Origin of the sequence: Streptomyces thermodiastaticus (assembly GCF_014656135.1) — a bacterium.
Lineage (GTDB): Bacteria > Actinomycetota > Actinomycetes > Streptomycetales > Streptomycetaceae > Streptomyces > Streptomyces thermodiastaticus.
In genome coordinates, this window is record NZ_BNBV01000004.1 from 240,983 (window position 1) to 266,000 (window position 25,018).

22 protein-coding genes and 1 tRNA gene are annotated in these 25,018 nt (G+C 71.6%); 21 read left to right on the forward strand and 2 right to left on the reverse strand.

Translation table 11 applies throughout. The features are described 5' to 3' along the window. Positions 1–263: 263 nt before the first annotated feature. Complete coding sequence (locus IE286_RS06355) at positions 264–1,103, forward strand: NERD domain-containing protein (RefSeq protein ID WP_189795616.1); 840 nt, start codon at positions 264–266, stop codon at positions 1,101–1,103. A 28-nt stretch (positions 1,104–1,131) separates the two neighbouring features. Here IE286_RS06355 and ligD read toward each other — a convergent pair whose 3' ends face one another. Then, entirely contained in the window at positions 1,132–2,013 is an 882-nt protein-coding gene (gene ligD / locus IE286_RS06360) for a non-homologous end-joining DNA ligase (RefSeq protein WP_189795617.1), read from the reverse strand. An 85-nt stretch (positions 2,014–2,098) separates the two neighbouring features. On the opposite strand from ligD, the gene ku reads away from it, so the two are divergent. Further along, the gene (gene ku, locus IE286_RS06365) at positions 2,099–3,247 is read left to right on the forward strand and encodes a non-homologous end joining protein Ku (protein ID WP_189795618.1); all 1,149 of its coding nucleotides are present in this window, start codon (positions 2,099–2,101) and stop codon (positions 3,245–3,247) included. A 122-nt stretch (positions 3,248–3,369) separates the two neighbouring features. Continuing rightward, complete coding sequence (locus IE286_RS06370) at positions 3,370–4,101, forward strand: DUF7873 family protein (RefSeq protein WP_189795619.1); 732 nt, start codon at positions 3,370–3,372, stop codon at positions 4,099–4,101. A gap of 685 nt (positions 4,102–4,786) precedes the next feature. Here IE286_RS06370 and IE286_RS06375 read toward each other — a convergent pair. Then, positions 4,787–4,858 (reverse strand) — tRNA-Arg (locus IE286_RS06375). A gap of 63 nt (positions 4,859–4,921) precedes the next feature. On the opposite strand from IE286_RS06375, the gene IE286_RS06380 reads away from it, so the two are divergent. The 18 genes from IE286_RS06380 to atpE all read left to right on the forward strand — a co-directional run bounded on the left by IE286_RS06380 (position 4,922) and on the right by atpE (position 24,983). Then, a complete protein-coding gene (locus IE286_RS06380) occupies positions 4,922–5,518 on the forward strand; it encodes a response regulator (protein WP_189795620.1) in 597 nt (198 codons plus the stop codon). Positions 5,519–5,629: 111 nt separating this feature from the next. Beyond that, positions 5,630–6,772, forward strand: coding sequence for an ArgS-related anticodon-binding protein NrtL (nrtL, locus tag IE286_RS06385; protein WP_189795621.1), 1,143 nt, complete (start codon positions 5,630–5,632; stop codon positions 6,770–6,772). A gap of 23 nt (positions 6,773–6,795) precedes the next feature. Beyond that, positions 6,796–8,187 carry a diaminopimelate decarboxylase gene (gene lysA / locus IE286_RS06390; protein WP_189795622.1) on the forward strand — a complete coding sequence of 464 codons (1,392 nt, stop codon included), beginning with the start codon at positions 6,796–6,798 and terminating at the stop codon, positions 8,185–8,187. 157 nt (positions 8,188–8,344) lie between these two features. After that, entirely contained in the window at positions 8,345–9,673 is a 1,329-nt protein-coding gene (locus tag IE286_RS06395; RefSeq protein ID WP_189795623.1) for a homoserine dehydrogenase, read from the forward strand. 6 nt (positions 9,674–9,679) lie between these two features. After that, positions 9,680–10,741, forward strand: coding sequence for a threonine synthase (thrC, locus tag IE286_RS06400; RefSeq protein WP_189795624.1), 1,062 nt, complete (start codon positions 9,680–9,682; stop codon positions 10,739–10,741). Between the two features lie 672 nt (positions 10,742–11,413). Further along, complete coding sequence (gene thrB, locus IE286_RS06405) at positions 11,414–12,331, forward strand: homoserine kinase (RefSeq protein WP_189795625.1); 918 nt, start codon at positions 11,414–11,416, stop codon at positions 12,329–12,331. Between the two features lie 418 nt (positions 12,332–12,749). After that, positions 12,750–14,759, forward strand: a complete 2,010-nt coding sequence (gene rho, locus IE286_RS06410) for a transcription termination factor Rho (RefSeq protein ID WP_189795626.1) — start codon at positions 12,750–12,752, stop codon at positions 14,757–14,759. A gap of 191 nt (positions 14,760–14,950) precedes the next feature. After that, positions 14,951–16,096 carry an LCP family protein gene (locus IE286_RS06415; RefSeq protein ID WP_189795627.1) on the forward strand — a complete coding sequence of 382 codons (1,146 nt, stop codon included), beginning with the start codon at positions 14,951–14,953 and terminating at the stop codon, positions 16,094–16,096. A gap of 160 nt (positions 16,097–16,256) precedes the next feature. Further along, on the forward strand, positions 16,257–16,481 hold the full coding sequence (gene rpmE / locus IE286_RS06420; protein WP_014675000.1) for a 50S ribosomal protein L31: 225 nt from the start codon (positions 16,257–16,259) through the stop codon (positions 16,479–16,481). Positions 16,482–16,588: 107 nt separating this feature from the next. Then, complete coding sequence (prfA, locus tag IE286_RS06425; RefSeq protein WP_189795628.1) at positions 16,589–17,656, forward strand: peptide chain release factor 1; 1,068 nt, start codon at positions 16,589–16,591, stop codon at positions 17,654–17,656. Between the two features lie 119 nt (positions 17,657–17,775). Beyond that, positions 17,776–18,615, forward strand: coding sequence for a peptide chain release factor N(5)-glutamine methyltransferase (prmC, locus tag IE286_RS06430; RefSeq protein ID WP_125497043.1), 840 nt, complete (start codon positions 17,776–17,778; stop codon positions 18,613–18,615). A gap of 58 nt (positions 18,616–18,673) precedes the next feature. Continuing rightward, a complete protein-coding gene (locus IE286_RS06435) occupies positions 18,674–19,321 on the forward strand; it encodes an L-threonylcarbamoyladenylate synthase (protein WP_189795629.1) in 648 nt (215 codons plus the stop codon). Continuing rightward, positions 19,318–19,977 (forward strand): arsenate reductase/protein-tyrosine-phosphatase family protein, encoded by a 660-nt coding sequence (locus IE286_RS06440; RefSeq protein WP_189795630.1) that lies wholly within the window; start codon positions 19,318–19,320, stop codon positions 19,975–19,977. Before IE286_RS06435 ends, IE286_RS06440 begins: the two co-directional genes overlap by 4 nt. A gap of 150 nt (positions 19,978–20,127) precedes the next feature. Next, a complete protein-coding gene (glyA, locus tag IE286_RS06445; RefSeq protein ID WP_189795631.1) occupies positions 20,128–21,366 on the forward strand; it encodes a serine hydroxymethyltransferase in 1,239 nt (412 codons plus the stop codon). Between the two features lie 157 nt (positions 21,367–21,523). Beyond that, the gene (locus tag IE286_RS06450) at positions 21,524–22,885 is read left to right on the forward strand and encodes an MraY family glycosyltransferase (protein WP_189795632.1); all 1,362 of its coding nucleotides are present in this window, start codon (positions 21,524–21,526) and stop codon (positions 22,883–22,885) included. Positions 22,886–23,184: 299 nt separating this feature from the next. Continuing rightward, a complete protein-coding gene (locus IE286_RS06455) occupies positions 23,185–23,622 on the forward strand; it encodes a Cg1360 family ATP-synthase-associated protein (RefSeq protein WP_189795633.1) in 438 nt (145 codons plus the stop codon). Positions 23,623–23,829: 207 nt separating this feature from the next. After that, a complete protein-coding gene (gene atpB / locus IE286_RS06460) occupies positions 23,830–24,666 on the forward strand; it encodes a F0F1 ATP synthase subunit A (RefSeq protein ID WP_505014446.1) in 837 nt (278 codons plus the stop codon). A gap of 77 nt (positions 24,667–24,743) precedes the next feature. Continuing rightward, positions 24,744–24,983, forward strand: coding sequence for an ATP synthase F0 subunit C (atpE, locus tag IE286_RS06465; RefSeq protein WP_125497049.1), 240 nt, complete (start codon positions 24,744–24,746; stop codon positions 24,981–24,983). Positions 24,984–25,018: the final 35 nt, after the last annotated feature.

Genomic DNA, 25,018 nt, shown 5'->3' on the forward strand with positions numbered 1-25,018 from the left:
GAAGCGTGCGCACGGACGAGACGTACGAGCGTGCGCACGGACGAGACGTACGACGGCGCGTACGACGAGACGAACGACCGTGCGCAGGGGCGACGGCCGGCCGGGAAGGGGAACCCGGCCCCCGTGCACCGTGTGCGCACGCCCGTCCGGGGGCGCCGGTCGCTGCGGATCCCCGCCGGCGCCGGCGCACCGCGGACGACTCCCGTTCCCGTTCTTGCCGCGGGAGCGCTCCGCCTGTTCCCATGGCACAAGGGGTGATCCGCATGACCGGACCGCGTCGCCGGAACGAGCCGCCCGGCCCCGGCGGGCTGCGCGTTCTGCCCGGCCGGTATCACGGACAGGAACGTCTCTACGTCTGCCGCCCCGACGGCGGCACGGTCGCCTGGTACGACCGCGAGGCCGGCCGCGTCCATCTGCTCCGCGAGGACGAGCGGGACAGGGTGCTGCAGGCGCTCGATCCCTTCCTCACCGGCACGGTCGCCGTCGGCCCGCCGCCCGTGCCGGCGCCCGCCGACCTGGCCCGGCTCAGTCTCCACCCGGACGACGACCTGGCCCCCAACCGCCCCGGCGAGGCCCTGCTGATCGCTCTCGAACGGCGGCCCGGCCCCGCCCGCCGCCTCCGCCCCGACCCGCGTCACCGCGCACTCACCGCCGAGCAGACGACCGGGGACGAGCTGGACCGCCTGGAGGGCGTCGGCTGGCGCACCGTCCACTCGATACCGCTGCCCGGCGGCGACCGCGTCCACCACCTGACGATCGGCCCGGGCGGCCTGTTCGCTGTGCACGCCGTGTACGCGCGCAAGCAGCGCGTCCGGGTCGCCGGCCCGACGGTGACCCTCGGCCGTCGTGACCCCGAGCCGCTGCTGCTCCGGATCCGGTCCGTGGCCGACCGTGCCTCCTACGCGCTCACCGCCGAGGTCCACCCCGTGCTGGTGCTGGTCGGCCCGGCCGAGGTGCGGTCGGCGGCGCCGCCGGCAGGCGTCCGTGTGCTGCGGGACCGGGACCTGCCGGACCTGGCCCGCCTGGGCGGCGTGCTGAAACCGGCCGACGTGGAGGCCCTGCACGCCCTGGCACGGGACCGGCGCACCTGGCAGAAGGTGTGACCGCGCCCCGCGGCGGGGCGGTGCGGCCTCAGGGCAGCTCGGCCGCGTGCCGCGGATCGAGCAGCGGCGCGAGCAGATCACCGTGGTCCTGCACCCGCGGGGCGATGTCGGACGCCCGGAACACCAGCCGCTCCGGCGCCCGGCACTCCTCGATCTCCTCCCAGGTCACCGGCGCCGACACGGTCGGCTCGGGCCGCGCCCGCAGGGTGTAGGGCGCCGCGGTGGTCTTCCGGGCCGCGTTCTGGCTCCAGTCCACGAACACCTTCCCCGGCCGCAGACTGCGGGTCATCCGGTGCAGCACCAGCCGCGGCATGGCCCGCTCCGCCTCCATGGCCAGCTCCTTGGCGTACCGGGAGGTGTGCTCGCTGGACGCCCCGCGCACCGCGGCCAGCAGATGCAACCCCTTGGAACCGGACGTCTTCGCGTACGCCTCGACCCCGTCCTCGGCCAGCCGCTCCCGCAGCCACAGCGCCACCCGGCAGCAGTCGACCACGGTCGCCGGCGGCCCCGGATCCAGGTCGAACACGAGCCGGTCCGCCTCGCCCGGAGCGTCGATCAGCCACTGAGGGGTGTGGAACTCGGTGACCTGGTTGGCCGCCCACATCAGGCTGGGCAGGTCCTGCACCACCACCATCCGGGCCGGCCCCTCCGACCGGGGCACCTCGGCGGTCCTCACCCACGCGGGCGTACCGGGCGGCACGTTCTTGACGAAGAACACCTGTCCGTCCGGCCCGTCCGGATAGCGCAGGAAGGACAGCGGCCGGTCACGCAGATGGGGGAGCAGGACGTCGGCGACCATCGCGTAGTAGTGCAGCACCTCGCCCTTGGTGAACCCGGTGGCCGGATACAGGACCTTGTCCAGGTTGCTGAGCGCGAGCCGTCGCCCCTCCACCTCTGTGATCGGCGCCATACGATAAGAAAACCACGCAATCGGCATGAGTCGCCTCATACCACCACGAGTCACGCAAGCCCGACGACCGCGGAAGGTGCTGCACGTGCGATCCATATGGAACGGCGCCATCTCGTTCGGCCTGGTCAGCATCCCGATCAAGCTGGTGAACGCCACCGAGAGCCACTCCGTCTCCTTCCGCCAGATCCACGCGGAGGACGGCGGACGCATCCGCTACCGCAAGGTGTGCGAACTGGAGGACCGCGAGGTCAGCCAGGCGGAGATCGGCAAGGGCTATGAGGACGCGGACGGCACCATCATCCCGATCACCGACGAGGACCTGGCCCACCTGCCGCTGCCCACCGCGAAGACGATCGACATCGTGGCCTTCGTCCCGGCCGACCGGATCGATCCGCTCCAGCTGGAGCACGCCTACTACCTGGCCGCGAGCGGCGCCCCCGCCGCCAAGCCGTACACCCTGCTGCGCGAGGCGCTCAAACGCAGCAACCGGGTGGCGATCGCCAAGTTCGCCCTGCGGGGCCGGGAGCGCCTGGGCATGCTCCGCGTCGTCGACGACGTCATCGTCATGCACGGCCTGCTGTGGCCGGACGAGATCCGCGCCCCGCAGGGCGTGGCCCCGGACGTCGAGGTCTCGGTCCGTGACAAGGAACTGGATCTCGCCGACGCCCTGATGGACACCCTCGGCGAGGTCGACCTGGCCGACCTGCACGACGAGTACCGCGAGGCGCTTCAGGAGGTGATCGTGGCCAAGACCTCCGGCGAGATGCCCCCCGAGGCTCCGCAGCCGGCCGCCGCCGGCAAGGTGCTCGACCTGATGGCCGCCCTGGAGAACAGCGTGCGCGCCGCGAAACAGTCCAGGGGAGAGGCCGTCGGCGGGACGGAGGAGGGCACCGAAGCAGCCGAGGGCGGCGACGAAGCCGGGGATGGCGAGGAGGCCGAAGAGGCCGAGGTCAGGCACCTGCCCCGCCGCAAGACCGCGGCCTCCCGCACGGCCTCCACCCGCACCGCCTCCGGCAAGGCGGGCACCGGGAAGGCGGCGCAGACGGACAAGGCCACGGCGAAGAAGACCACTGGCACCGGCGCGGGCGCGGGCCGCAAGACGGCGTCCAGGACGGCACAGCAGAAGCAGCCGGCGAAGGAGAAGAAGACGGCCCGCACCGGCACCGGCAAGACGACAGCGAAGAAGACGACGACCAGCACGAAGAAGACAGCGGCCCGTAAACGCACCGCATGACCGCGGACAGTCATGGGCCGAAGAGACCATCACACGAACCCGACACGGCGAAGGCGCCGAAAAAATCAGGCGACGCACCGACCCCCGCCGACCTACTGTTCAGGCGTTCGAAGGGGGAGACGGTGACCAAGCTCAACCAGATCATCGCCGTGGAAAAGGGCGTGAAGAGCAAGGCTCTTCAGGACATCACCGCGGCCCACCACAAGGTGCAGAAGCCCGCGCTGCTCGCCGGCATCTCGCGCACCTACCAGCCCAAGGACGAGGAAGGCGAGCAGCTGCCGCCGGAGTCCACCCGGGTGCAGGTCAAGGCGGAGGACGTCCTGCGGGACATGGCCTCCTCGCTGACCCGGCTGTTCGACGTCGTCGCCACCAAGGACTGGGCGAACTGCGCGGCCCGCGCCGACGTCACGGTGGACGGCCGGACGATCCTCACCGACGTCCCGGTCAGCCACCTGCTCTTCCTGGAGAAGCAGCTCGCCGAACTGCACGCGTTCGTCAAGAAGCTCCCCGTGCTGGACGCGGCCGAGTCCTGGTTGCTGGACCCCTCCACGGACTGGTGGAAGACCGAGCCGGTGCGCACCATCCGCACCAAGAAGGTCCCCCGCAACCACGTCAAGGCCGAGGCGACGGACAAGCACCCGGCGCAGGTCGAGGTCTACTACGAGGACGTGCCGATCGGCTACTGGACGACTGTGCGCTTCTCCGGTGCCCTTCCCGCGCGACGGGTGAACGAGCTGCTGGAGCGGGTGGAGAAGCTCCAGCAGGCCGTGAAGTTCGCGCGGGAGGAGGCCAACGGCACGGAGGTCGTCGACCAGCGCGTCGGCGACGCGGTGTTCGGCTACCTGCTCGCCTGAACCGCCGCGGACATCCCATGATCGCCCCCGCGTGCGAGCGCGGGGGTGCGCAACAGGCGCGGGCCGGGTGAGGACCGGCAACGCGCCCTGGGCGCAAGCTGAAACTGAGGTTCAGCCTGAACCACGCGGAATCGGGCGACTCCCGTGACCGCGGTCAAGCTCAGACTCTCGCCCCAGCTTCAGCATTCGCCGCCGCTCACCGGACGGGCCGGGCACGGACGACCGCCGTCGGATGCGAGTTCGACTCTCGTCTGCACCTCTCCACGGTGCGGTAGTTCAACGGTAGAACACGACGGCCTGACACCTGATCCGCGTCCAACGACACCGCCGGCGAGCGCACATGGTGGCACCCCAGGGGCCCGGGAGCTGGATACGCCTCCCGGGCCCCGCCACGTGCACGGACAGACCCGCGTCAATCGTCGGTTCTGTGCAGTCGGCCAGACGCCCGGCGCCGGCACCAGGCCGGCTGTGAAGACGCCTCCCCACCAGCCGCCCGGCCGTCCGAGTAGCCACCTTAAGAAGGACAACCACGCGTAGGCATACAGGGCGCTCAGGGGTATGAATGTGCCGAACTGCGCGTATGTCCAGGCCTGCCATTCAAGGGCTGCACATGGCTGCACATACGCGAAAACCCCGCCCTCAGCGTTTTTGCTGGTGACGGGGTCTACAGGCACTTCCTGCGAAGTGCCCCCGGCAGGATTCGAACCTGCGCACACGGCTCCGGAGGCCGTTGCTCTATCCCCTGAGCTACGGGGGCTGGTGTCCTTCGCGCTCTCTGCGCGGCGACGAGTAGAACACTACCAGCTCCGAGAGGGTGCTCATGAACGTTTTCCGGGGCGGGCGTCTCCTGGGGGGCTCCGCCCCGCCTGCGGGCCGTCGCTCGGACGGGGCGGAAGTGGGGAAAACCCGGACGCGGTGGCCGGTGCGGACCTACTCTCGAGTTGTGCCAGGCGCTTCGGGCCGGGTGCTTGTTGTGGACGACAACAAGGTCATCCGGCAGCTGATCAGGGTCAATCTCGAGCTGGAAGGGCTCGAGGTGGTGACCGCGGCCGACGGGGTCGAGTGTCTTGACATCGTGCACCGGGTGCGGCCGGATGCCGTCACGCTGGACGTGGTGATGCCCCGGCTGGACGGGCTGTCCACGGCTGCACGGCTGCGTGCCGATCCGCGCACCCGTGATCTGCCGCTCGCGATCGTGAGTGCCTGCACACAGCGCGAGGTCGAGGCGGGGCTCGGGGCCGGGGTCGACGCCTTTCTCGCCAAGCCCTTCGAGCCGGCCGAGCTGGTGCGGATCGTGCGGGGGCTGGTCGCGGCGCGCAGGGGCGGCGGCAGGAGGGGAGGGCCGACGGGGCCCGCTGGGCCCGCGGGGTCCGCCGGGCCGGGGGATGCGGAGCGGGCCGGGCGCAACAGCGGTTGAGCGTGCCGCCGGGCCGGGGGACGTACGCGCAGAGTGCTGCGCCGTCCACATCGCGATACCGGGGCGGATCGATGCCCCTGCCCGCCTGTCTCGTTGTCTACGCTTGTCACCGTGACCCCCGTCGAGCTCTCCCGCACCGTGCTGCGCGCGGTGCGTCGCGCTGTCGACGGGGGAGAGCTGAGCGTGAACGTCCCGGAGCGTGCGGTCGTCACTCCGCCCGGACCCGGCGGGTGCGGTGACTACGCCACCACCATCGCCCTGCGGCTCGCCCGGCCCGCGGGGCAGCCTCCGCAGCACGTCGCCCAGGTGTTGCGCGAGCACTTGATGGCCTTCGACGGGATCCGGGACGTCGTCGTCACCGGGCCCGGGTTTCTCAACATCAGCCTCGAGGACGCGGAGGCCGAAGGCGGCGCCGCCCGGCTCGTCGCGGACGTGCTGCGCGACGGGCTGCGGTACGGGCATGTGAGGTCCGGCACAGAGCGGGGCGGCGAGGGCGACGGTCCGGAGCGGGGACGGCAGGTGCGCCGCGTGGTGGTGCGGTGTTCCGCCGAGCCGCGCGGTCTTGTCGTCGCCGACGTCGTGGCCCGGTTGCTGGGCAGCCAGGGCGTGGATGCCCGTGTGGCCTGCGGCAGCCCGGTGCCGCGGGAGTGGTCCGAGGTGCTGGGGGTCCGGACCGGTGGTCCGGAGACGGCTGTCGGCGGTGCGGAGGGCGGCGCGGGCGCCGCGGGCGGCTCGGAGAGTGTCGTCGTCCGGCCGGTTCCGGTGTCCGTCCCCGCCGCCGGGGTGCTGGCGCTCGGGCGGGACGCCGGGCGGTGGGCGCTGTCGCACCCCGCTGGGCACGACCGGCCCCGGATCGGGCCTGAGCACCTCGTCCAGCGGGAGAGCAACCCGCTCTTCCGCGTCCGGTACGCCCACGCCCGCACCCGGGCCTTGCACCGCAACGCCGCCGATCTCGGCTTCTCCGCCGAGCCCGGCCCCGCCGGCACCCCGCTCGCCCGGCCGCTGCTCACCGCGCTCGCCGACCATCCGCGCGTCCTCGCCCAGGCCGCGGACCACCATGCGCCCGACCGGCTCGCCCGGCACCTCGTCACCGTCGCCGATGCCGTGCTGCCCTTGCTGCCCGCCGTGCTCCCGATCGGCGAGGAGAAACCCTCGGCCGCCCACCGGGCCCGGCTCGCCCTTGCCGAAGCCGCCGGGACGGTGCTGGCCGGCGGCCTGACCCTGCTCGGCATCGACGCACCCGACCACCTCTGAGAGCCAGAGAGACGCACACCGACATGAGCCGTTCCGCACACCCCGCCGGGCCCCGTCACGCCGACGTCCTCCCCGAGGGGCACTTCCCCGCCCCGCCGGCCGACCTCAACGCCCTCGATGCGAAGGTCTGGGCCCGGACCGTGGAGCGCGACCAGGACGGCGTCGTCACCGTCGGCGGCATCCCCGTCACCCGGCTCGCCGAGGAGTTCCAGACCCCGGCGTACATCCTGGACGAAAGCGACTTCCGGGCGCGGGCGCGTGCCTGGCGCACCGCCTTCGGGCACGACGCGGACGTGTTCTACGCGGGCAAGGCGTTCCTGTGCCGCGCGGTGGTGCGGTGGCTGAACGAGGAGGGGCTCAACCTCGACGTGTGCTCGGGCACCGAGCTGGCCACGGCGCTGTCCGCGGGGATGCCCGCCGAGCGCATCGCCTTCCACGGCAACAACAAGACCTCGGCGGAGATCCGCCGCGCCGTCGAGGCCGGGGTGGGGCGGATCGTGCTCGACTCCTTCCAGGAGACCGTGCGGGTCGCGCACATCGCGCAGCAGCTCGGCAGGCGGCAGAAGGTGCAGATCCGGGTCACCGTCGGCGTCGAGGCGCACACGCACGAGTTCATCGCCACCGCTCACGAGGACCAGAAGTTCGGCATCCCGCTCGCCGGGGGCCAGGCCGCCGAGGCCGTGCGCCGGGTGCTGGGGCTGGACGGGCTGGAACTGACCGGCATCCACTCCCACATCGGCTCGCAGATCTTCGACATGTCCGGTTTCGAGGTCGCCGCGCACCGGGTCGTGGGACTGCTGCGCGACATCCGGGACGAGCACGGCGTCGAGCTGCCCGAGATCGACCTCGGCGGCGGCCTCGGAATCGCGTACACCAGCGACGACGACCCGCGCGAGCCGCACGAGATCGCCAAGGCGCTCACCGAGATCGTCGCGCGCGAGTGCGAGGCCGCCCGGCTGCGCACGCCGCGCATCTCCGTGGAGCCCGGGCGCGCCATCGTCGGCCCCACCGCGTTCACGCTGTACGAGGTCGGGACGATCAAGCCGCTTCAGGGGCTGCGCACCTACGTGTCCGTCGACGGCGGGATGTCGGACAACATCCGCACCGCCCTGTACGACGCCGAGTACTCCGTCGCGCTGGCCTCCCGCACCTCCGACGCCGAGCCCATGCTCGTGCGCGTCGTCGGCAAGCACTGCGAAAGCGGCGACATCGTGGTCAAGGACGCCTTCCTGCCCGGGGACCTGGCGCCGGGGGACCTGATCGCCGTGCCGGCGACCGGCGCGTACTGCCGGTCCATGGCCAGCAACTACAACCACGCGCTGCGCCCGCCGGTCGTCGCCGTGTCCGACGGCGAGGCCCGGGTGATCGTCCGGCGCGAGACGGAGGAGGACCTGCTGCGTCTGGACGTCGGGTGACCGCCGGGTGACGCAGACGCCGCCCCGCCGGAAGATCTCCTGTCGTCCGGCGGGGAGGACATGAGAAATACGTCTCACAATCCGGACGAACGGGGGAAAGTCCGGTCCGGTGCGTGAGACTGGTGCAACCGCTGACGGTATGAGGAGACGAGGTCGGATGATGCGTACGCGTCCGCTGAAGGTGGCGCTGCTGGGCTGTGGGGTTGTCGGCTCAGAGGTGGCGCGCATCATGACGACGCACGCCGACGACCTCGCGGCGCGGATCGGCGCCCCCGTGGAGCTGGCGGGGGTCGCCGTGCGGCGGCCCGACAAGGTGCGCGAGGGCATCGACCCGGCGCTCATCACCACCGACGCCACCGCGCTGGTCAAACGCGGCGACATCGACGTGGTGGTCGAGGTGATCGGGGGGATCGAGCCCGCCCGCACCCTGATCACCACCGCCTTCGAGCACGGTGCCTCCGTGGTCTCCGCCAACAAGGCCCTCCTCGCCCAGGACGGCGCCGCCCTGCACGCCGCGGCGGAGCGCAGCGGCCGGGACCTGTACTACGAGGCCGCCGTCGGCGGCGCGATCCCGCTGATCCGGCCGCTGCGCGAGTCCCTGGCCGGAGACAAGGTCAACCGGGTGCTCGGCATCGTCAACGGGACCACCAACTTCATCCTGGACAAGATGGACTCCACGGGCGCCGGCTACCAGGAGGCGCTCGACGAGGCCACCGCCCTCGGGTACGCCGAGGCCGACCCGACCGCCGACGTGGAGGGCTTCGACGCCGCCGCCAAGGCCGCCATCCTCGCCGGGATCGCCTTCCACACCCGGGTCCGGCTGGACGACGTCCACCGCGAGGGCATGACCGAGGTCACCGCCTCCGACTTCGCCTCGGCCAAACAGATGGGCTGCACCATCAAACTGCTCGCGATCTGCGAACGGGCCGCCGACGGCGCCTCCGTCACCGCGCGCGTGCACCCCGCCATGATCCCGCTCAGTCATCCGCTGGCCTCCGTGCGCGGCGCGTACAACGCCGTCTTCGTGGAGTCGGAGGCCGCGGGCCGGCTGATGTTCTACGGCCCCGGCGCGGGCGGCTCGCCCACCGCCTCCGCCGTCCTCGGCGACCTCGTCGCCGTCTGCCGCAACCGGCTCAACGGCGCCACCGGGCCCGGCGAGTCGGCGTACGCGGCGCTGCCCGTCTCGCCGATGGGCGACGTCGTCACGCGCTACCACATCAGCCTGGACGTGGCGGACAAACCGGGTGTACTCGCCCAGGTGGCCACGGTGTTCGCCGAGCACGGCGTGTCCATCGACACCGTCCGCCAGCAGGGCAAGGACCAGAGCTCCTCCCGCTCCGGCGAAGCCGGGAACGAGGGAGAGGCCTCGCTCGTCGTCGTCACCCACCGGGCCACCGACGCGGCCCTCGGCGGCACCGTGGAGGCGCTGCGCAAGCTCGACACCGTCCGCGGTGTCGCCAGCATCATGCGGGTTGAAGGAGAGTAACCAGCAATGACCCACCAGTGGCGCGGAATCATCGAGGAGTACCGGGACCGGTTGCCGGTGTCCGGCAGCACGCCCGTCGTGACGCTCCGCGAGGGCGGCACGCCGCTCGTGCCCGCGCAGGTGCTCTCCGAGCGCACCGGCTGCGAGGTCCACCTCAAGGTCGAGGGTGCCAACCCCACCGGGTCCTTCAAGGACCGCGGCATGACCATGGCCATCTCCAAGGCGAAGGAGGAGGGCGCCAGGGCCGTCATCTGCGCCTCCACCGGCAACACCTCCGCCTCCGCGGCCGCCTACGCGGTGCGGGCCGGGATGGTCTGCGCGGTGCTGGTGCCGCAGGGCAAGATCGCGCTCGGCAAGATGGGCCAGGCGCTCGTCCACGGCGCCCGGATCCTGCAGGTCGACGGCAACTTCGACGACTGCCTCACCCTCGCCCGCGCCCTCAGCGACAACTACCCGGTGGCGCTGGTCAATTCGGTCAATCCGGTGCGCATCGAGGGCCAGAAGACGGCCTCGTTCGAGATCGTGGACATGCTGGGCGACGCCCCGGACATCCATGTGCTGCCGGTCGGCAACGCGGGCAACATCACGGCCTACTGGAAGGGCTACACGGAGTACGCCGCCGACGGCGTCGCCTCCCGCACCCCGCGCATGTGGGGCTTCCAGGCCTCCGGCGCCGCGCCGATCGTGCGCGGCGAGGTCGTCAAGGACCCCTCGACCATCGCCACCGCGATCCGCATCGGCAACCCCGCCTCGTGGACGTACGCGCTGGCCGCGCGGGACGAGTCCGGCGGCATGATCGACGAGGTGACGGACCGTGACATCCTGCGCGCCTACCGGCTGCTGGCGTCCCAGGAGGGCGTGTTCGTCGAGCCGGCGTCCGCGGCGTCCGTGGCCGGTCTGCTGAAGGCCGCCGAGCAGGGCGCGGTGGACCGCGGGCAGCGGATCGTGTGCACCGTCACCGGCAACGGGCTCAAGGACCCCGAGTGGGCCGTGGCGGGTGCTCCACAGCCGGTCACCGTCCCGGTCGACGCGGACGCGGCCGCCGAACGGCTGGGCCTGCTGGACTGAGAGCGCACGGCGCGCGCCGCCCGGCCCGGGGTGCGTCGCCACCGCCCGGGGCGCACCCCGGGCGGTGGCCGGCCGGGACCGTGCCCGTGGTCCGGGCCGGTGCCGCCGGCCGTACGGTCCGGTCGCCCGAGCGCCCCGGTGCCGGCGTTCGCCACGTCGCGGGGTGTGCATCGCGGGACCCGACGTCGCGTGGTGCGCATCGCGAAAGCCGCGGCGGCGCCCGCACCCGGCCGCCGTGCCCCTGAGGCACGCTCGCGCCCGCCCGCGCCCCCGCGCCCCGGTTCGCGGTCGTCCTCGCGCGAGCGCACCCGGAGGGCCCGTCGCGTCGCCGTTCCGAGGGGTGCGTCGCCGTGCCGCAGCCCGTGCATCATCGCGATGTTCAAGAACAACATCCGCGGGGGATGCTCACGACGGGGGCACAAGGGGCTTACGACACGCATCGTGCGCCTCCTGTGCGCCCTATGTCGCCGCAGAACCTTCCTTCGATAGGCTGTATCGAACCCATACGGCGCATATGCATTCGCATAGCGTGCGGCGCCGCGTCGTTCCCGCGTCCGCGGCCCGAGGGTGGTCACGTCCTGTCGAACGTCAGTCGAACACCGGTCGAACGGCCGCCGCGACCAGCTCGCACGGCACTCGACCGTCACGCAGCTCAAGGAGAGTCAACGAGCGATGGCCGGTCCCGCGTTCCGCGCCGCCGCCGTCCGGGTGCGCGTCCCCGCCACCAGCGCCAACCTCGGCCCGGGCTTCGACGCCCTCGGTCTCGCGCTGGGGCTCTACGACGACGTCGTCGTCCGGGTGGCCGACTCAGGGCTGCACATCGACATCGCGGGCGAGGGCAGCCGGACCCTGCCGCGGGACGAGAGCCACCTGCTCGTCCGGTCCCTGCGCACCGCCTTCGACGCCCTGGGCGGGCAGCCGCGCGGACTGGAGATCGTCTGCGCCAACCGCATCCCCCACGGCCGCGGCCTCGGCTCCTCCTCCGCCGCCATCTGCGCCGGCCTCGTCGCCGCCCGTGCCGTGACCATAGGCGGCGAATCGCGGCTCGACGACACCGCGATGCTCGAACTCGCCACCGAGATCGAAGGCCACCCCGACAACGTGGCCGCCTGCCTGCTCGGTGGCTTCACGCTGTCCTGGATGGACGCCGGCGTCGCCCGCGCCATCAGGATGGAGCCCTGCGATTCCATCGTTCCGGTGGTTTTCGTCCCCGGGAAACCGGTACTGACCGAGACGGCGCGCGGACTGCTGCCGCGCACGGTGCCGCACGTCGACGCGGCCGTCAACGCGGGCCGGGCCGCCCTGCTCGTCGAGGCCCTCACCCGCCGTCCCGACCTGCTGCTGCCCGCCACCGAGGACCGCCTCCACCAGGAGTATCGCGCCCCGGCCATGCCGGAGAGCGCCGCGCTGGTGGAGCGGCTGCGCGCGGACGGCATCCCTGCGGTCATCTCCGGCGCCGGCCCCACGGTGATGGCCCTGGCCGACGCGGACACCGCCGACAAGGTGGAACAGCTGGCCGGCAGCGACTGGGCCGCGAACCGGCTCAGCCTGGACGCCCAGGGCGCCAGCGTGCTCCCGCTGGCGGGCTGACACGCGATGGCCCGATGATGGAGAGGGGGAATGTTTGTTGGGTCCGGTAGTGTTAACCTCAAGTCTGCACCCGACCTCATCATGGCGAGGTGCTTCGTGTCCCCGTCCGGGACCGACATTCTTCCGGGAGCTCCCCAAGACACTCCGTGTTCTCTACGCCGTATCCGGGCAGTACGTCGTACGCGGACGCTGAGCGCTCCACAGGTGGGGTTACCCCCATAGGGGGAGTTCCGGAATCGGTGCGACCACGCGTGTCACCGGGTGCCACGCCTCCAGGAAGCGCCATCACCAGATATTTCTTCCGCCGCTTTGGCGGACCACCGCCCCGGCACGGTCCACACAGCAAGGACCGATGCCGGACAGCACAACCGGTCGCCGAGCCAGACAGGCCGACGTCCGCTCCAGGGAAGGACCCTTCGTGAGCGACACCACCGATCTGATGGGCGCACGTGTCGAGGAGACCGCTGCCGCGCCCGCCACGGACGCCTCCGCGCCTGCCACCGGTGCCGGCTCCCGGCGGCGCCGTGGCACCGGCCTCGAGGGCATGGTGCTGGCCGAACTGCAGCAGGTCGCATCCGGCCTCGGCATCAGGGGTACGGCGCGCATGCGCAAGAGCCAGCTGATCGAGGTCATCAAGGAGGCACAGGCAGCAGGGGGCGCCGCCCCGGCGAAGGCCGACGCGGCCGCCGCCGAGACCAAGCCGAAGCGTCGCGCCACCTCCCGCGCCCGCACGGGCGACGCCGCCGCGAAGAAGGCGGCCGAGGCTCCCGCAGCCGACAAGGCCGTGTCCCAGCAGCAGATCGAGATCCCTGGTCAGCCTGCTGCGGGCACCGCCCGCGACGGGGCCCGCCCGGATGCGGAGACCGAGCGCACCGGCCAGGACGCCCCGGGCGAGCGCCGCCGGCGCCGCGCCACCGCGGAGGCGGGCAGCCCCGCCGGCAGCGCCGAGACCGTCGCCGCCGAGGCGAAGAGCGAGCCCAAGGCCGAGACGCCGGCCCAGCCGCAGCAGGCCCAGCAGCCGCAGAACCAGCAGCTCAGCGAGGCCAAGGGCGACGCCGGCGAGGGCGGCGAGGGACGCCGCCGCGACCGCCGCGACCGCAACCGTGACCGCCGCGGCAAGGGCGACGACCAGCAGGGCCAGCGCCAGCAGCAGAACCAGCAGCAGGGCGGTGGCCGGCAGGACGACGACGAGTACGAGGGCGGGCGCCGGGGCCGGCGCGGCCGCTACCGCGACCGCAGGGGCCGCCGCGGCCGCGACGACGTCTCCGAGCCGCAGATCGCCGAGGACGACGTCCTCATCCCGGTCGCCGGCATCCTGGACATCCTCGACAACTACGCCTTCATCCGCACCTCCGGCTACCTGCCTGGCCCGAACGACGTGTACGTCTCCCTCGCCCAGGTCCGCAAGAACGGCCTGCGCAAGGGCGACCACGTCACCGGCGCCGTCCGCCAGCCGAAGGAAGGCGAGCGCCGCGAGAAGTTCAACGCGCTCGTGCGCCTGGACTCCGTCAACGGCATGGCGCCCGAACACGGCCGCGGCCGCCCGGAGTTCAACAAGCTGACCCCGCTGTACCCGCAGGACCGCCTCCGCCTGGAGACCGACCCGGGCGTGCTGACCACCCGGATCATCGACCTGGTCTCGCCCATCGGCAAGGGCCAGCGCGGTCTGATCGTGGCCCCGCCGAAGACCGGCAAGACCATGATCATGCAGGCGATCGCCAACGCGATCACCCACAACAACCCCGAGTGCCACCTGATGGTCGTCCTCGTCGACGAGCGTCCGGAAGAGGTCACCGACATGCAGCGGTCGGTCAAGGGCGAGGTCATCTCCTCGACCTTCGACCGCCCGGCCGAGGATCACACCACGGTCGCCGAGCTGGCCATCGAGCGCGCCAAGCGCCTGGTGGAGCTGGGACACGACGTGGTCGTGCTGCTCGACTCGATCACGCGTCTGGGCCGCGCCTACAACCTCGCCGCCCCGGCCTCCGGCCGCATCCTCTCCGGCGGTGTGGACTCCACGGCGCTGTACCCGCCGAAGCGCTTCTTCGGTGCGGCCCGCAACATCGAGGACGGCGGCTCGCTGACCATCCTCGCCACCGCCCTGGTGGACACCGGGTCCCGCATGGACGAGGTGATCTTCGAGGAGTTCAAGGGCACCGGCAACATGGAGCTCAAGCTCGACCGGAAGCTCGCCGACAAGCGCATCTTCCCGGCCGTCGACGTCGACGCGTCCGGTACGCGCAAGGAGGAGATCCTTCTCGGTGCCGAGGAGCTGTCCATCGTCTGGAAGCTGCGCCGGGTGCTGCACGCGCTCGACCAGCAGCAGGCGATCGAGCTGCTGCTCGACAAGATGAAGCAGACCAAGTCGAACGTCGAGTTCCTCATGCAGATCCAGAAGACGACCCCGGCGCCGGGCAACGGCGACTGAGGCGCACGTCAGCCGGACAGGGCCGTCCCCGCACGGGGGGCGGCCCTTCGCCGTTTCCGCACGGGCGCGGCCGCACCGCCCCCGGAACATCCCCGGTCCGACGGTAGGAGTGCCGCAGGCGAGGTACGCGGTGACAAGGCCGGTTCCCACAGGCACGGGGTGACCGACCGGACACGAGGACCGAGGAGCACATGCCGCCCGAGAGCACGCCGGGCCCGGGCACACCCCGGGACACCGGCTCCCCCGACCGCCGTCGCCGCACCCGGCGCCGCCGCGCCGACCGCACGGTGCGCCGCCGGGCGCTGAGGGCGATGGCCTGGACCGCGGCCGGGATCGTGGTGCTCGGCGGCACCGGCGCCGGCTACCTGTACGCCAAGCTCAACGGCAACCTGACCACCGTCGACCTCGACCGGCTGCTCGGCGGGATGCGGCCGGAGAAGACGGACAACGGCTCGCAGAACATCCTTCTCCTGGGCTCCGACTCCCGCTCGGGGGAGAACAGGAAGCTCGGCGGCGGCCCCAGCGGCGGCGGCGCCCGCTCCGACACGGCGATGATCGTCCACCTCTACAAGGGCCACCGCAAGGCCGCCGTCGTCTCCATCCCGCGCGACACCCTGGTGAACCGGCCCGCGTGCACCGACGCCAAGGGCACCGTGCACCCGGCCGCGCGCCACGTGATGTTCAACGAGTCCTACGCCACCGGCGGCGCCGCCTGCGCCGTCAGGACCGTCGAGGCGCTCACCGGCGTCCGCATGGACCACTACCTGGAGGTCGACTTCAGCGGCTTCCGCAGGATCGTCGACGACCTCGGCGGCGTCCGGGTCCGCACCACCGAGGCCATCCGCGACCCCGGCAGCCACCTGGACCTCGACGCGGGCACCCACACCCTCGACGGGCGGCAGGCGCTCGGCCTGGTGCGCACCCGGCACGGCGTCGGCGACGGCTCCGACCTGGGCCGCATCCAGCTGCAGCAGGCGTTCCTCAGGGCGCTCATCGACCGGATCGGGCAGCTCGGGGTGTTCGACAACCCCACCAAGCTCTACCGTCTGGCCGACACCGCCACCCGGTCCGTCACCACCGACTCCGGCCTCGGCTCGGTCGACTCCCTGATCTCCTTCGCCGGCGGACTGAAGGGCATCAGCTCCTCCCGCACCACCATGATCACCATGCCGGTGCAGTACGCCGCCGGGAACGCCAACCGCGTCGTCGTGGACGAGGCCAAGGCCCGGCAGGTGTGGCAGGCCCTGCGCGAGGACCGGCCGGTGCCGGGCACGGCCACCGAGGGCACCGCGGCGGGCGAGGCCAAGGGCGTGCTGAACGGCGCCCGGGCGCGGTGAGCACCGCCCCGCGGCCGGCCGTGGGCCGGGGGAACAAAACCCCGGCACCCCCGGTTTGGGGAGAAGGCGCCAGTCCTGGCAGACTGGTACGTCGGCTCCGGTTCACGCACCCGCATCCCGCGGCGGCGACCCGGCGCCCTCCCGAAACCTAGGAGACACCTTGAAGCGCGACATCCACCCCGCGTACGTAGAGACGCAGGTCAGCTGCACGTGCGGCGCGTCCTTCACCACCCGCAGCACGATCGAGTCCGGCACCATCCGGGCCGAGGTCTGCTCCGAGTGCCACCCGTTCTACACGGGCAAGCAGAAGATCCTCGACACCGGTGGCCGTGTGGCCCGCTTCGAGGCCCGCTTCGGCAAGGCTGCCGCCGGCTCCAAGAAGTAGCGAGCGCCGATCGCCGGTCCACGGCCGTACCCCGCACCCGGGGTGCGCCGGGACCGGCGTTTTTGGTCGTCCGCCTTCCCCTCTTCCGCAGTATCAGGAGCCGCACCATGTTCGAGGCCGTCGAGGAACTCGTCGCCGAGCACGCCGACCTGGAGAAGAAGCTCGCCGACCCGTCGGTCCACGCCGACCAGGCGACGGCGCGCAAGCTGAACAAGCGGTACGCCGAGCTGTCGCCGATCGTCGCCACGTACCGCTCCTGGAAGCAGACCGGGGACGACATCGAGGCCGCGCGCGAGCTGGCCGCCGACGACCCGGACTTCGCCGGTGAGGTCAAGGAGCTGGAGAAGCAGCGCGAGGAGCTGACCGAGCGCCTGCGCCTGCTGCTGATCCCGCGCGACCCCAGCGACGACAAGGACGTCATCCTGGAGATCAAGGCGGGCGCGGGCGGCGACGAGTCGGCGCTGTTCGCCGGCGATCTGCTGCGCATGTATCTGCGTTACGCCGAGCGCGTCGGCTGGAAGACCGAGATCATCGACGCCACCGAGTCCGAGCTGGGCGGCTACAAGGACGTGCAGGTCGCGGTGAAGTCCCGCGGCCCGGTCGAGCCCGGCCAGGGCGTGTGGGCGCGGCTGAAGTACGAGGGCGGCGTGCACCGCGTGCAGCGGGTGCCCGCCACCGAGTCCCAGGGCCGTATCCACACCTCCGCCGCCGGTGTGCTGGTCACCCCGGAGGCCGAGGAGGTCGACGTGGAGATCAACCCCAGCGATCTGCGCATCGACGTCTACCGCTCCTCCGGCCCCGGCGGCCAGTCCGTGAACACCACCGACTCCGCGGTGCGCATCACGCACCTGCCCACCGGCGTCGTCGCCTCCTGCCAGAACGAGAAGAGCCAGCTGCAGAACAAGGAGCAGGCCATGCGGATCCTGCGCTCCAGGCTGCTCGCCATGGCGCAGGAGGAGGCGGAGAGCAAGGCCGCGGACGCCCGCCGCAGCCAGGTGCGCACCGTGGACCGCTCCGAGAAGATCCGCACCTACAACTTCCCGGAGAACCGCATCTCCGACCACCGCGTCGGCTTCAAGGCGTACAACCTCGACCAGGTCCTCGACGGCGACCTGGACGCGGTGATCCAGGCCTGCGTGGACGCGGACTCGGCCGCCAAGCTCGCCGCGGCGTGAAGAAGCGCGCCCGGCCCGCGGCCGGCGGCACGGCACGACGGCACAGCACCAACGAGCACCGAGCACGGAGGACCAGCGTGCAGCAAGGATTCGGGGGGCGACCCCCAGGCCCCCGCAGTGTGCTGCTCGCGGAGGTGGCACAGGCCACCCAGCGGCTGGCCGACGCCGGCGTGCCCTCGCCGCGCACCGACGCCGAGGAACTGGCCGCGTTCGTGCACGGTGTCAAGCGCAGCCAGCTGCACTGCGTGAAGGACGCCGACTTCGACGCCCGCTACTGGGAGGTCGTCGCCCGCCGTGAGCAGCGCGAACCGCTGCAGCACATCACCGGACGGGCCTACTTCCGGTATCTGGAACTGCAGGTCGGGCCCGGGGTGTTCGTGCCCCGGCCGGAGACCGAGTCGGTGGTCGGCTGGGCGATAGACGCCGTCCGCGCCATGGACGTGGCCGAGCCGTGCGTGGTCGACCTGTGCACCGGTTCCGGCGCCATCGCCCTCGCCCTGGCCCAGGAGGTGCCGCGTTCGCGCGTGCACGCCGTGGAGCTGAGCGAGGAGGCGCTGGTGTGGACCCGCAAGAACATGGAGGGGTCCCGGGTGGACCTGCGCCAGGGCGACGCCCTGACCGCCTTCCCGGACCTCGACGGCCAGGTCGACCTCGTCATCTCCAACCCGCCGTACATCCCGCTGACCGAATGGGAGCACGTCGCTCCGGAGGCCCGGGACTACGACCCGGAGATGGCGCTGTTCTCGGGGGAGGACGGCCTGGACCTGATCCGCGGCATCGAACGCACCGCCCACCGGCTGCTGCGCCCGGGCGGGGTGGTGGTGGTCGAGCACGCCGACACCCAGGGCGGCCAGGTGCCGTGGATCTTCACCGAGGAGCGGGGCTGGGCGGACGCGGCCGACCATCCCGACCTCAACAACCGCCCCCGGTTCGCGACCGCCCGCAAGGCGCTGCCGTGACCGCGCGGGCAGTTCTTCCCGCAGTCCCGCACAACGTGAACGAGGAGGGTCGCTGACCATGGCTCGGCGATACGACACCAACGACGCGACCGACCGTGTGACCGGTCTGCGCGAGGCCGCGTCCGCCGTCCGCCGGGGCGAACTCGTGGTGCTGCCGACCGACACCGTCTACGGCGTCGGTGCGGACGCCTTCTCCCCCGAGGCCGTCGGCGACCTGCTCGCCGCCAAGGGCCGTGGCCGCAGCATGCCCTCCCCGGTCCTCATCGGCTCCCCGAACACCCTGCACGGCCTGGTCACCGACTTCTCCGAGAAGGCCTGGGAGCTGGTGGACGCCTTCTGGCCGGGCGCGCTGACCCTGGTCGCCCGGCACCAGCCGTCGCTGCAGTGGGACCTGGGGGAGACCCGCGGCACGGTCGCCGTGCGCATGCCGCTGCACCCGGTCGCCATCGAACTGCTCACCGAGGTCGGGCCGATGGCCGTCACCTCCGCCAACCTCACCGGGCACCCGGCGCCCGAGACCTGCGACGCCGCCCAGGACATGCTCGGCGACTCCGTCTCCGTCTACCTCGACGGCGGCCCCACCCCGGGCAACGTCCCCTCCTCCATCGTGGACGTCACCCGGCCCACGCCCGTGCTGCTCCGCGAGGGCGCCCTGTCGCCCGAGGAGCTGCGCAAGGTCGTACCCGACCTCGAGGTGGCCAATTGACGCCGCCCGACACGGGGCGTGGCATAGGCGAGCAGGACCGGGCGGACACGCCCCGCGACACCTTTCGCATCCTCCACGTCAGCACCGGCAACGTGTGCCGCTCGCCCATCACCGAGCGGCTGACCCGGCACTTCCTCGCGGACCGGCTCGGCGACCCGGCCGGCGGCGGGCTGATCGTGGAGAGCGCGGGCACCTGGGGCCACGAGGGCGCGCCCATGGAGACCAACGCCGAGACCGTGCTCGCGGACTTCGGCGCGGACGCCTCCGGCTTCGTGGGCCGCGAACTGCTCGACGAGCACGTGATCACCGCCGACCTGGTGCTCACCGCCACCCGCGACCACCGCGCCCAGGTCATCTCCATGGGCCACTCGGCGGGCCTGCGCACCTTCACGCTCAAGGAGTTCACCCGCCTGGTCAAGGCGATCGACCCGGCCACGCTGCCCCCGCTGGAGCAGGGGGTGCCCGAACGCGCCCGCGCCCTGGTCAGGGCCGCCGCCGCGCTGCGCGGCTGGCTCGCGGCACCGAGCGCGGAGGCCGACGAGGTGCACGACCCCTACGGCGCCCCGCTGCCGTTCTTCCGGTCGATCGGCGACGAGATACACCAGGCGCTGGAGCCGGTGGTGACGGCGCTGACGGGTGTGAGCGCGCGCGGCTGAGGCGCTGCGGCGCGCACCGCGTCGCGAGGCGGGGGCGGCACCGCCGCGGCGGACGGGACACGGGGTACCCGCGAGGCGTAACAGCCGCGCAGGCGGCCCCGCGCGGGCCTACAGTGGACGTAGCTCACCGCCGACCGCCCGGAGCCCGCCATGCCGGTCACCCCCGCTCTCGAGGCCGACGTCCTGCGGCGGCAGGACCCCGAAGTGGCCGACATCCTGTCGGGGGAGCTGACCCGGCAGTCGACGTCCCTGCAGCTGATCGCGGCGGAGAACTTCACCTCGCCGGCGGTGCTTGCCGCGCTCGGCCACCCGCTGGCGAACAAGTACGCCGAGGGCTACCCGGGCGCCCGCCACCACGGCGGCTGCGAGTACGCCGACGCCGCCGAACGGCTCGCGGTCGAGCGGGCCCGGTCCCTGTTCGGGGCCGAGCACGCCAACGTGCAGGCCCACTCGGGCTCCTCCGCGGTGCTGGCCGCCTACGCGGCGCTGCTGCGCCCGGGTGACACCGTCCTCGCCCTCGGTCTGCCCTACGGCGGCCACCTCACGCACGGCTCGCCCGCCAACTTCTCCGGGCGCTGGTTCGACTTCGTCGGCTACGGCGTGGACGCCGCAACCGGGCTCATCGACCACGACCAGGTGCGCACCCTGGCACGGGTGCACCGCCCCAAGGCGATCGTGTGCGGCTCGATCGCCTACCCGCGCCACCTCGACTACGCCTTCTTCCGGTCGGTCGCCGACGACGTGGGCGCCTACCTCATCGCCGACGCCGCACACCCCATCGGGCTGGTGGCCGGGAAGGCGGCGCCCAGCCCGGTGCCGTACGCCGACGTGGTGTGCGCCACCACGCACAAGGTGCTGCGCGGTCCGCGCGGCGGGATGATCCTGTGCGGCGCCGAGCTGGCCGGCCGGGTGGACCGGGCGGTGTTCCCCTTCACCCAGGGCGGTGCGCAGATGCACACCATCGCCGCGAAGGCGGTGGCGTTCGCCGAGGCGGCCACACCCGCCTTCGCCGCCTACGCCCGCCAGGTGGTCGCCAACGCCCGCGTGCTGGCCGCGCAGCTGGCCGTGGAGGGCCTGCGGGTGACCACCGGCGGCACCGACACTCACCTGATCACCGCCGACCCCGCACCGCTGGGTGTGGACGGCCGCACCGCCCGCGCCCGGCTCGCCGCGGCGGGCATCGTCCTGGACTGCTGTGCGCTGCCGCACACCGAGGCCCGCGGGCTGCGCCTGGGCACGGCGGCGGTGACCACGCAGGGCATGACGCAGGAGGAGATGCAGTGGATCGCCGTGCTGCTCGGCAAGCTGCTGCGCGGTGATCTGGACCCCGCACGGGCCCGCGCGGAGGTGCGGGAACTGGTGGCCGCGTTCCCGCCCTACGCACGGTGAAAGGGGCGGCAGGCGTGAGGCACCGGGCAGGGAAGGGCGTACAAACCCGTACACAGGTGCACGTGCAACCATCGACGCTACCCGGAAGTCCTCATGGACATACCTGCGTCGCTAGGGTGTGGGACACAGATGGCCAGCGAGACCTGTGGGGAAGCCCGTGCGTGAATACCTGCTGACGCTCTGCATCACGGCCGCGGTGACGTACCTGCTGACAGAGCCGGTGCGCAAGTTCGCGATCGTGGCGAGGGCCATGCCGGAGATCCGGGCGCGCGACGTGCACAAGCAGCCCACTCCGCGGCTGGGCGGGATCGCGATGTTCTTCGGCCTGTGCGCGGGCCTGCTGGCGGCCGGCCACCTGACCAACCTCAGCGACGTCTTCGAGAAGTCCAACGAGCCGCGCGCGCTGCTCTCCGGTGCCGCGCTGATCTGGCTGATCGGTGTCCTGGACGACAAGTTCGAGATCGACGCCCTGATCAAGCTGGGCGGCCAGATGATCGCCGCCGGTGTGATGGTGATGCAGGGTCTGACGATCCTGTGGCTGCCGGTCCCGGGTGTCGGCACGGTCGCGCTCACCCAGTGGCAGGGCACGCTGCTGACGGTGGCGCTGGTCGTCATCACGATCAACGCGGTGAACTTCGTCGACGGGCTGGACGGCCTGGCCGCCGGCATGGTGTGCATCGCGGCCGCCGCGTTCTTCATGTACGCCTACCGGATCTGGTACTCGTACGGCATCGAAGCCGCCGCTCCGGCCACCCTGTTCGCGGCCGTGCTGATGGGCATGTGCCTGGGCTTCCTGCCGCACAACATGCACCCGGCCCGGATCTTCATGGGCGACTCGGGGTCCATGCTGATCGGCCTGGTGCTGGCCGCCGGGGCGATCTCGGTGACCGGGCAGGTCGACCCGGACCTGATGAACCTGTTCACCGGTTCCGAACGCAACTCCGTGCACCAGATGGTGCCGGTCTACATCCCGCTGCTGATGCCGCTGACCATCATCGCGATCCCCACCGCCGACTTCGTCTTCGCGGTGGTGCGGCGCACCTGGCGGGGCCAGTCGCCGTTCGCCGCCGACCGCGGCCACCTGCACCACCGGCTGCTGCAGATCGGGCACTCGCACAGCCGGGCCGTGCTGATCATGTACTTCTGGGCGGCGCTGATCGGCTTCGGCGCGCTGGCCTACTCGGTGAACAACGCGTCCATGTGGATCGTGCTGGGCATCGTCGTCCTCAGCTTCATCGGCCTGGTGCTGCTCCTGCTGCCGCGGTTCCAGCCGCGGGCGCCGCGCTGGGCCGAGCGGTTCGTGCCGCCGCGCTACCGCCGCCGTCGCCCGCGTGCGGCGGAGCAGGCCGCCGCGCTCGCCGCGGAGGCGGCCGGTGAGGCGGCACAGGCCGGCGAGGCGGCCGGGACCGGTGAGAGTTCCGCGCATCTGGCGACGGCGGCAGCGGGAGTCAACGGAGCGAGTGCCCTCGGCGCCCGTCCGCGTCTCCTCGACGGGCGGAAGGCGGAAACGTCGCGCTGACGTTCAAGGTAAGAATCTGACTAAAGCGTTGCCGATTCATGGGAGTGCAAATCCGACCGACCCCGGGCAAAACGGTCAGGTTTTTGCACAAGAGTGCAGTATCGGCCGCACGTGTGACGGCAAGCACACGTCTCAGGTAAAGACCTCATCAAATAGTTTGTGATACGGTTCACGAGAACCCCGGATACACCCGAAGGACCCGAGTGCGCGGGGCCTTGGTGTGGAGGATGGTTGTCCCGACCGGGGACTACGCTCGTCCATGACGACACCCTGCCCCCAGTGAAAGCGGAGTTGCCGCCATGCCGTCCAATGACGCCCGGAACCTCCTGCACACCGCAGTGCCCACCGCAGCCGTCGGTGTGGTCGCGGTGGCGGTCAGCGGCGCCGTCGCCGGCGGCAAGGGTGCGATCGGGGCCGCGGTCGGCGCAGCCCTGGCGATCGTCTTCATGGGGATCGGCCTGTACGTGCTGCAGTGGACGGCGAAAACGCTGCCGCAGCTGTTCCAGGCCATGGGTTTGATGCTCTACGTCGCCCAGCTCCTGCTTCTCATGATCTTCCTCGCCGTCTTCAAGAACACCTCTTTGTTCGACGGCAAGGCGTTCGCGTTCTCGCTCATCGTCGCGACCGTCGTGTGGATGGCCGCACAGGCGCGCGCGCACATGAAGGCCAAGATCTTCTATGTGGAACCGGACTCCGCCAAGAGCGGGCAGCCCCAGAACACAGGGTCCCCGTCGTGAGGGGTAGGGCCGGGATAAAGACGTATGCGATCTCCTGCTATCGTCCGGTGCCAACTGCGGCATCGCGGGCGCGGGCATCTGAGCTGACGCCTGCACGATCGCGAGGCTCGATGCCCCCCAGCCGCTCCCACATCCGTTACACCAGTCCGGTGCCGATCCGCGGCCGCGCGCCGCGCCGACACAACGAGGTTGCCGTATCCATGCGTCATGCCGAAGGAGCCCGCGGTGAGTGCTGACCAGACCCAGCTCGCCTTCGACTGGAGCTGTCGGATCCTGTCCGACAACGGGTGCGGCTTCCCGGCTCCGGGCCTGCACTCCTTCCTGTTCAAGCCGCTCGCCACGGTCGGTGGCTTCGAGTTCAACAAGGTGATGCTGCTCGCGCTCATCACCACCCTGCTCGTCGTCGCCTTCTTCTGGGCCGCCTTCGGCAAGGCCAAGGTGGTCCCCGGCAAGCTCCAGATGATCGGTGAGGCCGGCTACGACTTCGTCCGCCGCAGCATCGTGTACGAGACCCTCGGCAAGCGCGAGGGCGAGAAGTGGGTGCCGCTCATGGTCTCCCTCTTCTTCTTCATCTGGATCATGAACATCTGGTCCGTGATCCCGCTGGCCCAGTTCCCGGTCTCCTCGGTCATCGCCTTCCCGGCCGTCCTGGCCGCGATCGTGTGGCTGGTCTGGGTCGGGCTGACCTTCAAGCGCCACGGCTTCGTGGGCTTCTTCAAGAACATCACGGGCTACGACAAGTCGCTGGGCTGGGTCCTCCCGCTGGTCATGGTCATCGAGTTCTTCTCGAACCTGATCGTCCGGCCGTTCACGCACGCGGTGCGACTCTTCGCCAACATGTTCGCCGGTCACCTGATGCTGGTGATGTTCACCGTCGCCTCCTGGTACCTGCTGAACAGCTGGCTGATCCCGGCCGCCGGCGTCTCGTTCGTGATGACGATGTTCATGATCGTCTTCGAGCTTTTCGTCCAGGCCGTCCAGGCGTACGTCTTCGTCCTGCTGGCCTGCTCCTACATTCAGGGCGCTCTCGCCGAGCACCACTGAGCCGAACCACCACGCCCACCACCCAGTCGTCCGGTGGCCAACCCCCACCGGTCCGCAATAGAGAAGGAAGAAACGGCATGTCCGCTGCCATCGAGCTCGCCGCCGGCGTCTCCGGTTCCCTCGGTTCCATCGGCTACGGCCTCGCGGCCATCGGCCCCGGCATCGGCGTCGGCATCATCTTCGGTAACGGCACCCAGGCCCTGGCCCGTCAGCCCGAGGCCGCCGGCCTGATCCGCGCCAACCAGATCCTCGGCTTCGCCTTCTGTGAGGCGCTCGCCCTGATCGGCATCGTTATGCCGTTCGTGTTCGGTAAGTAATCAGCGCTTACCCGACACGTTTCGACGAAAGGCAC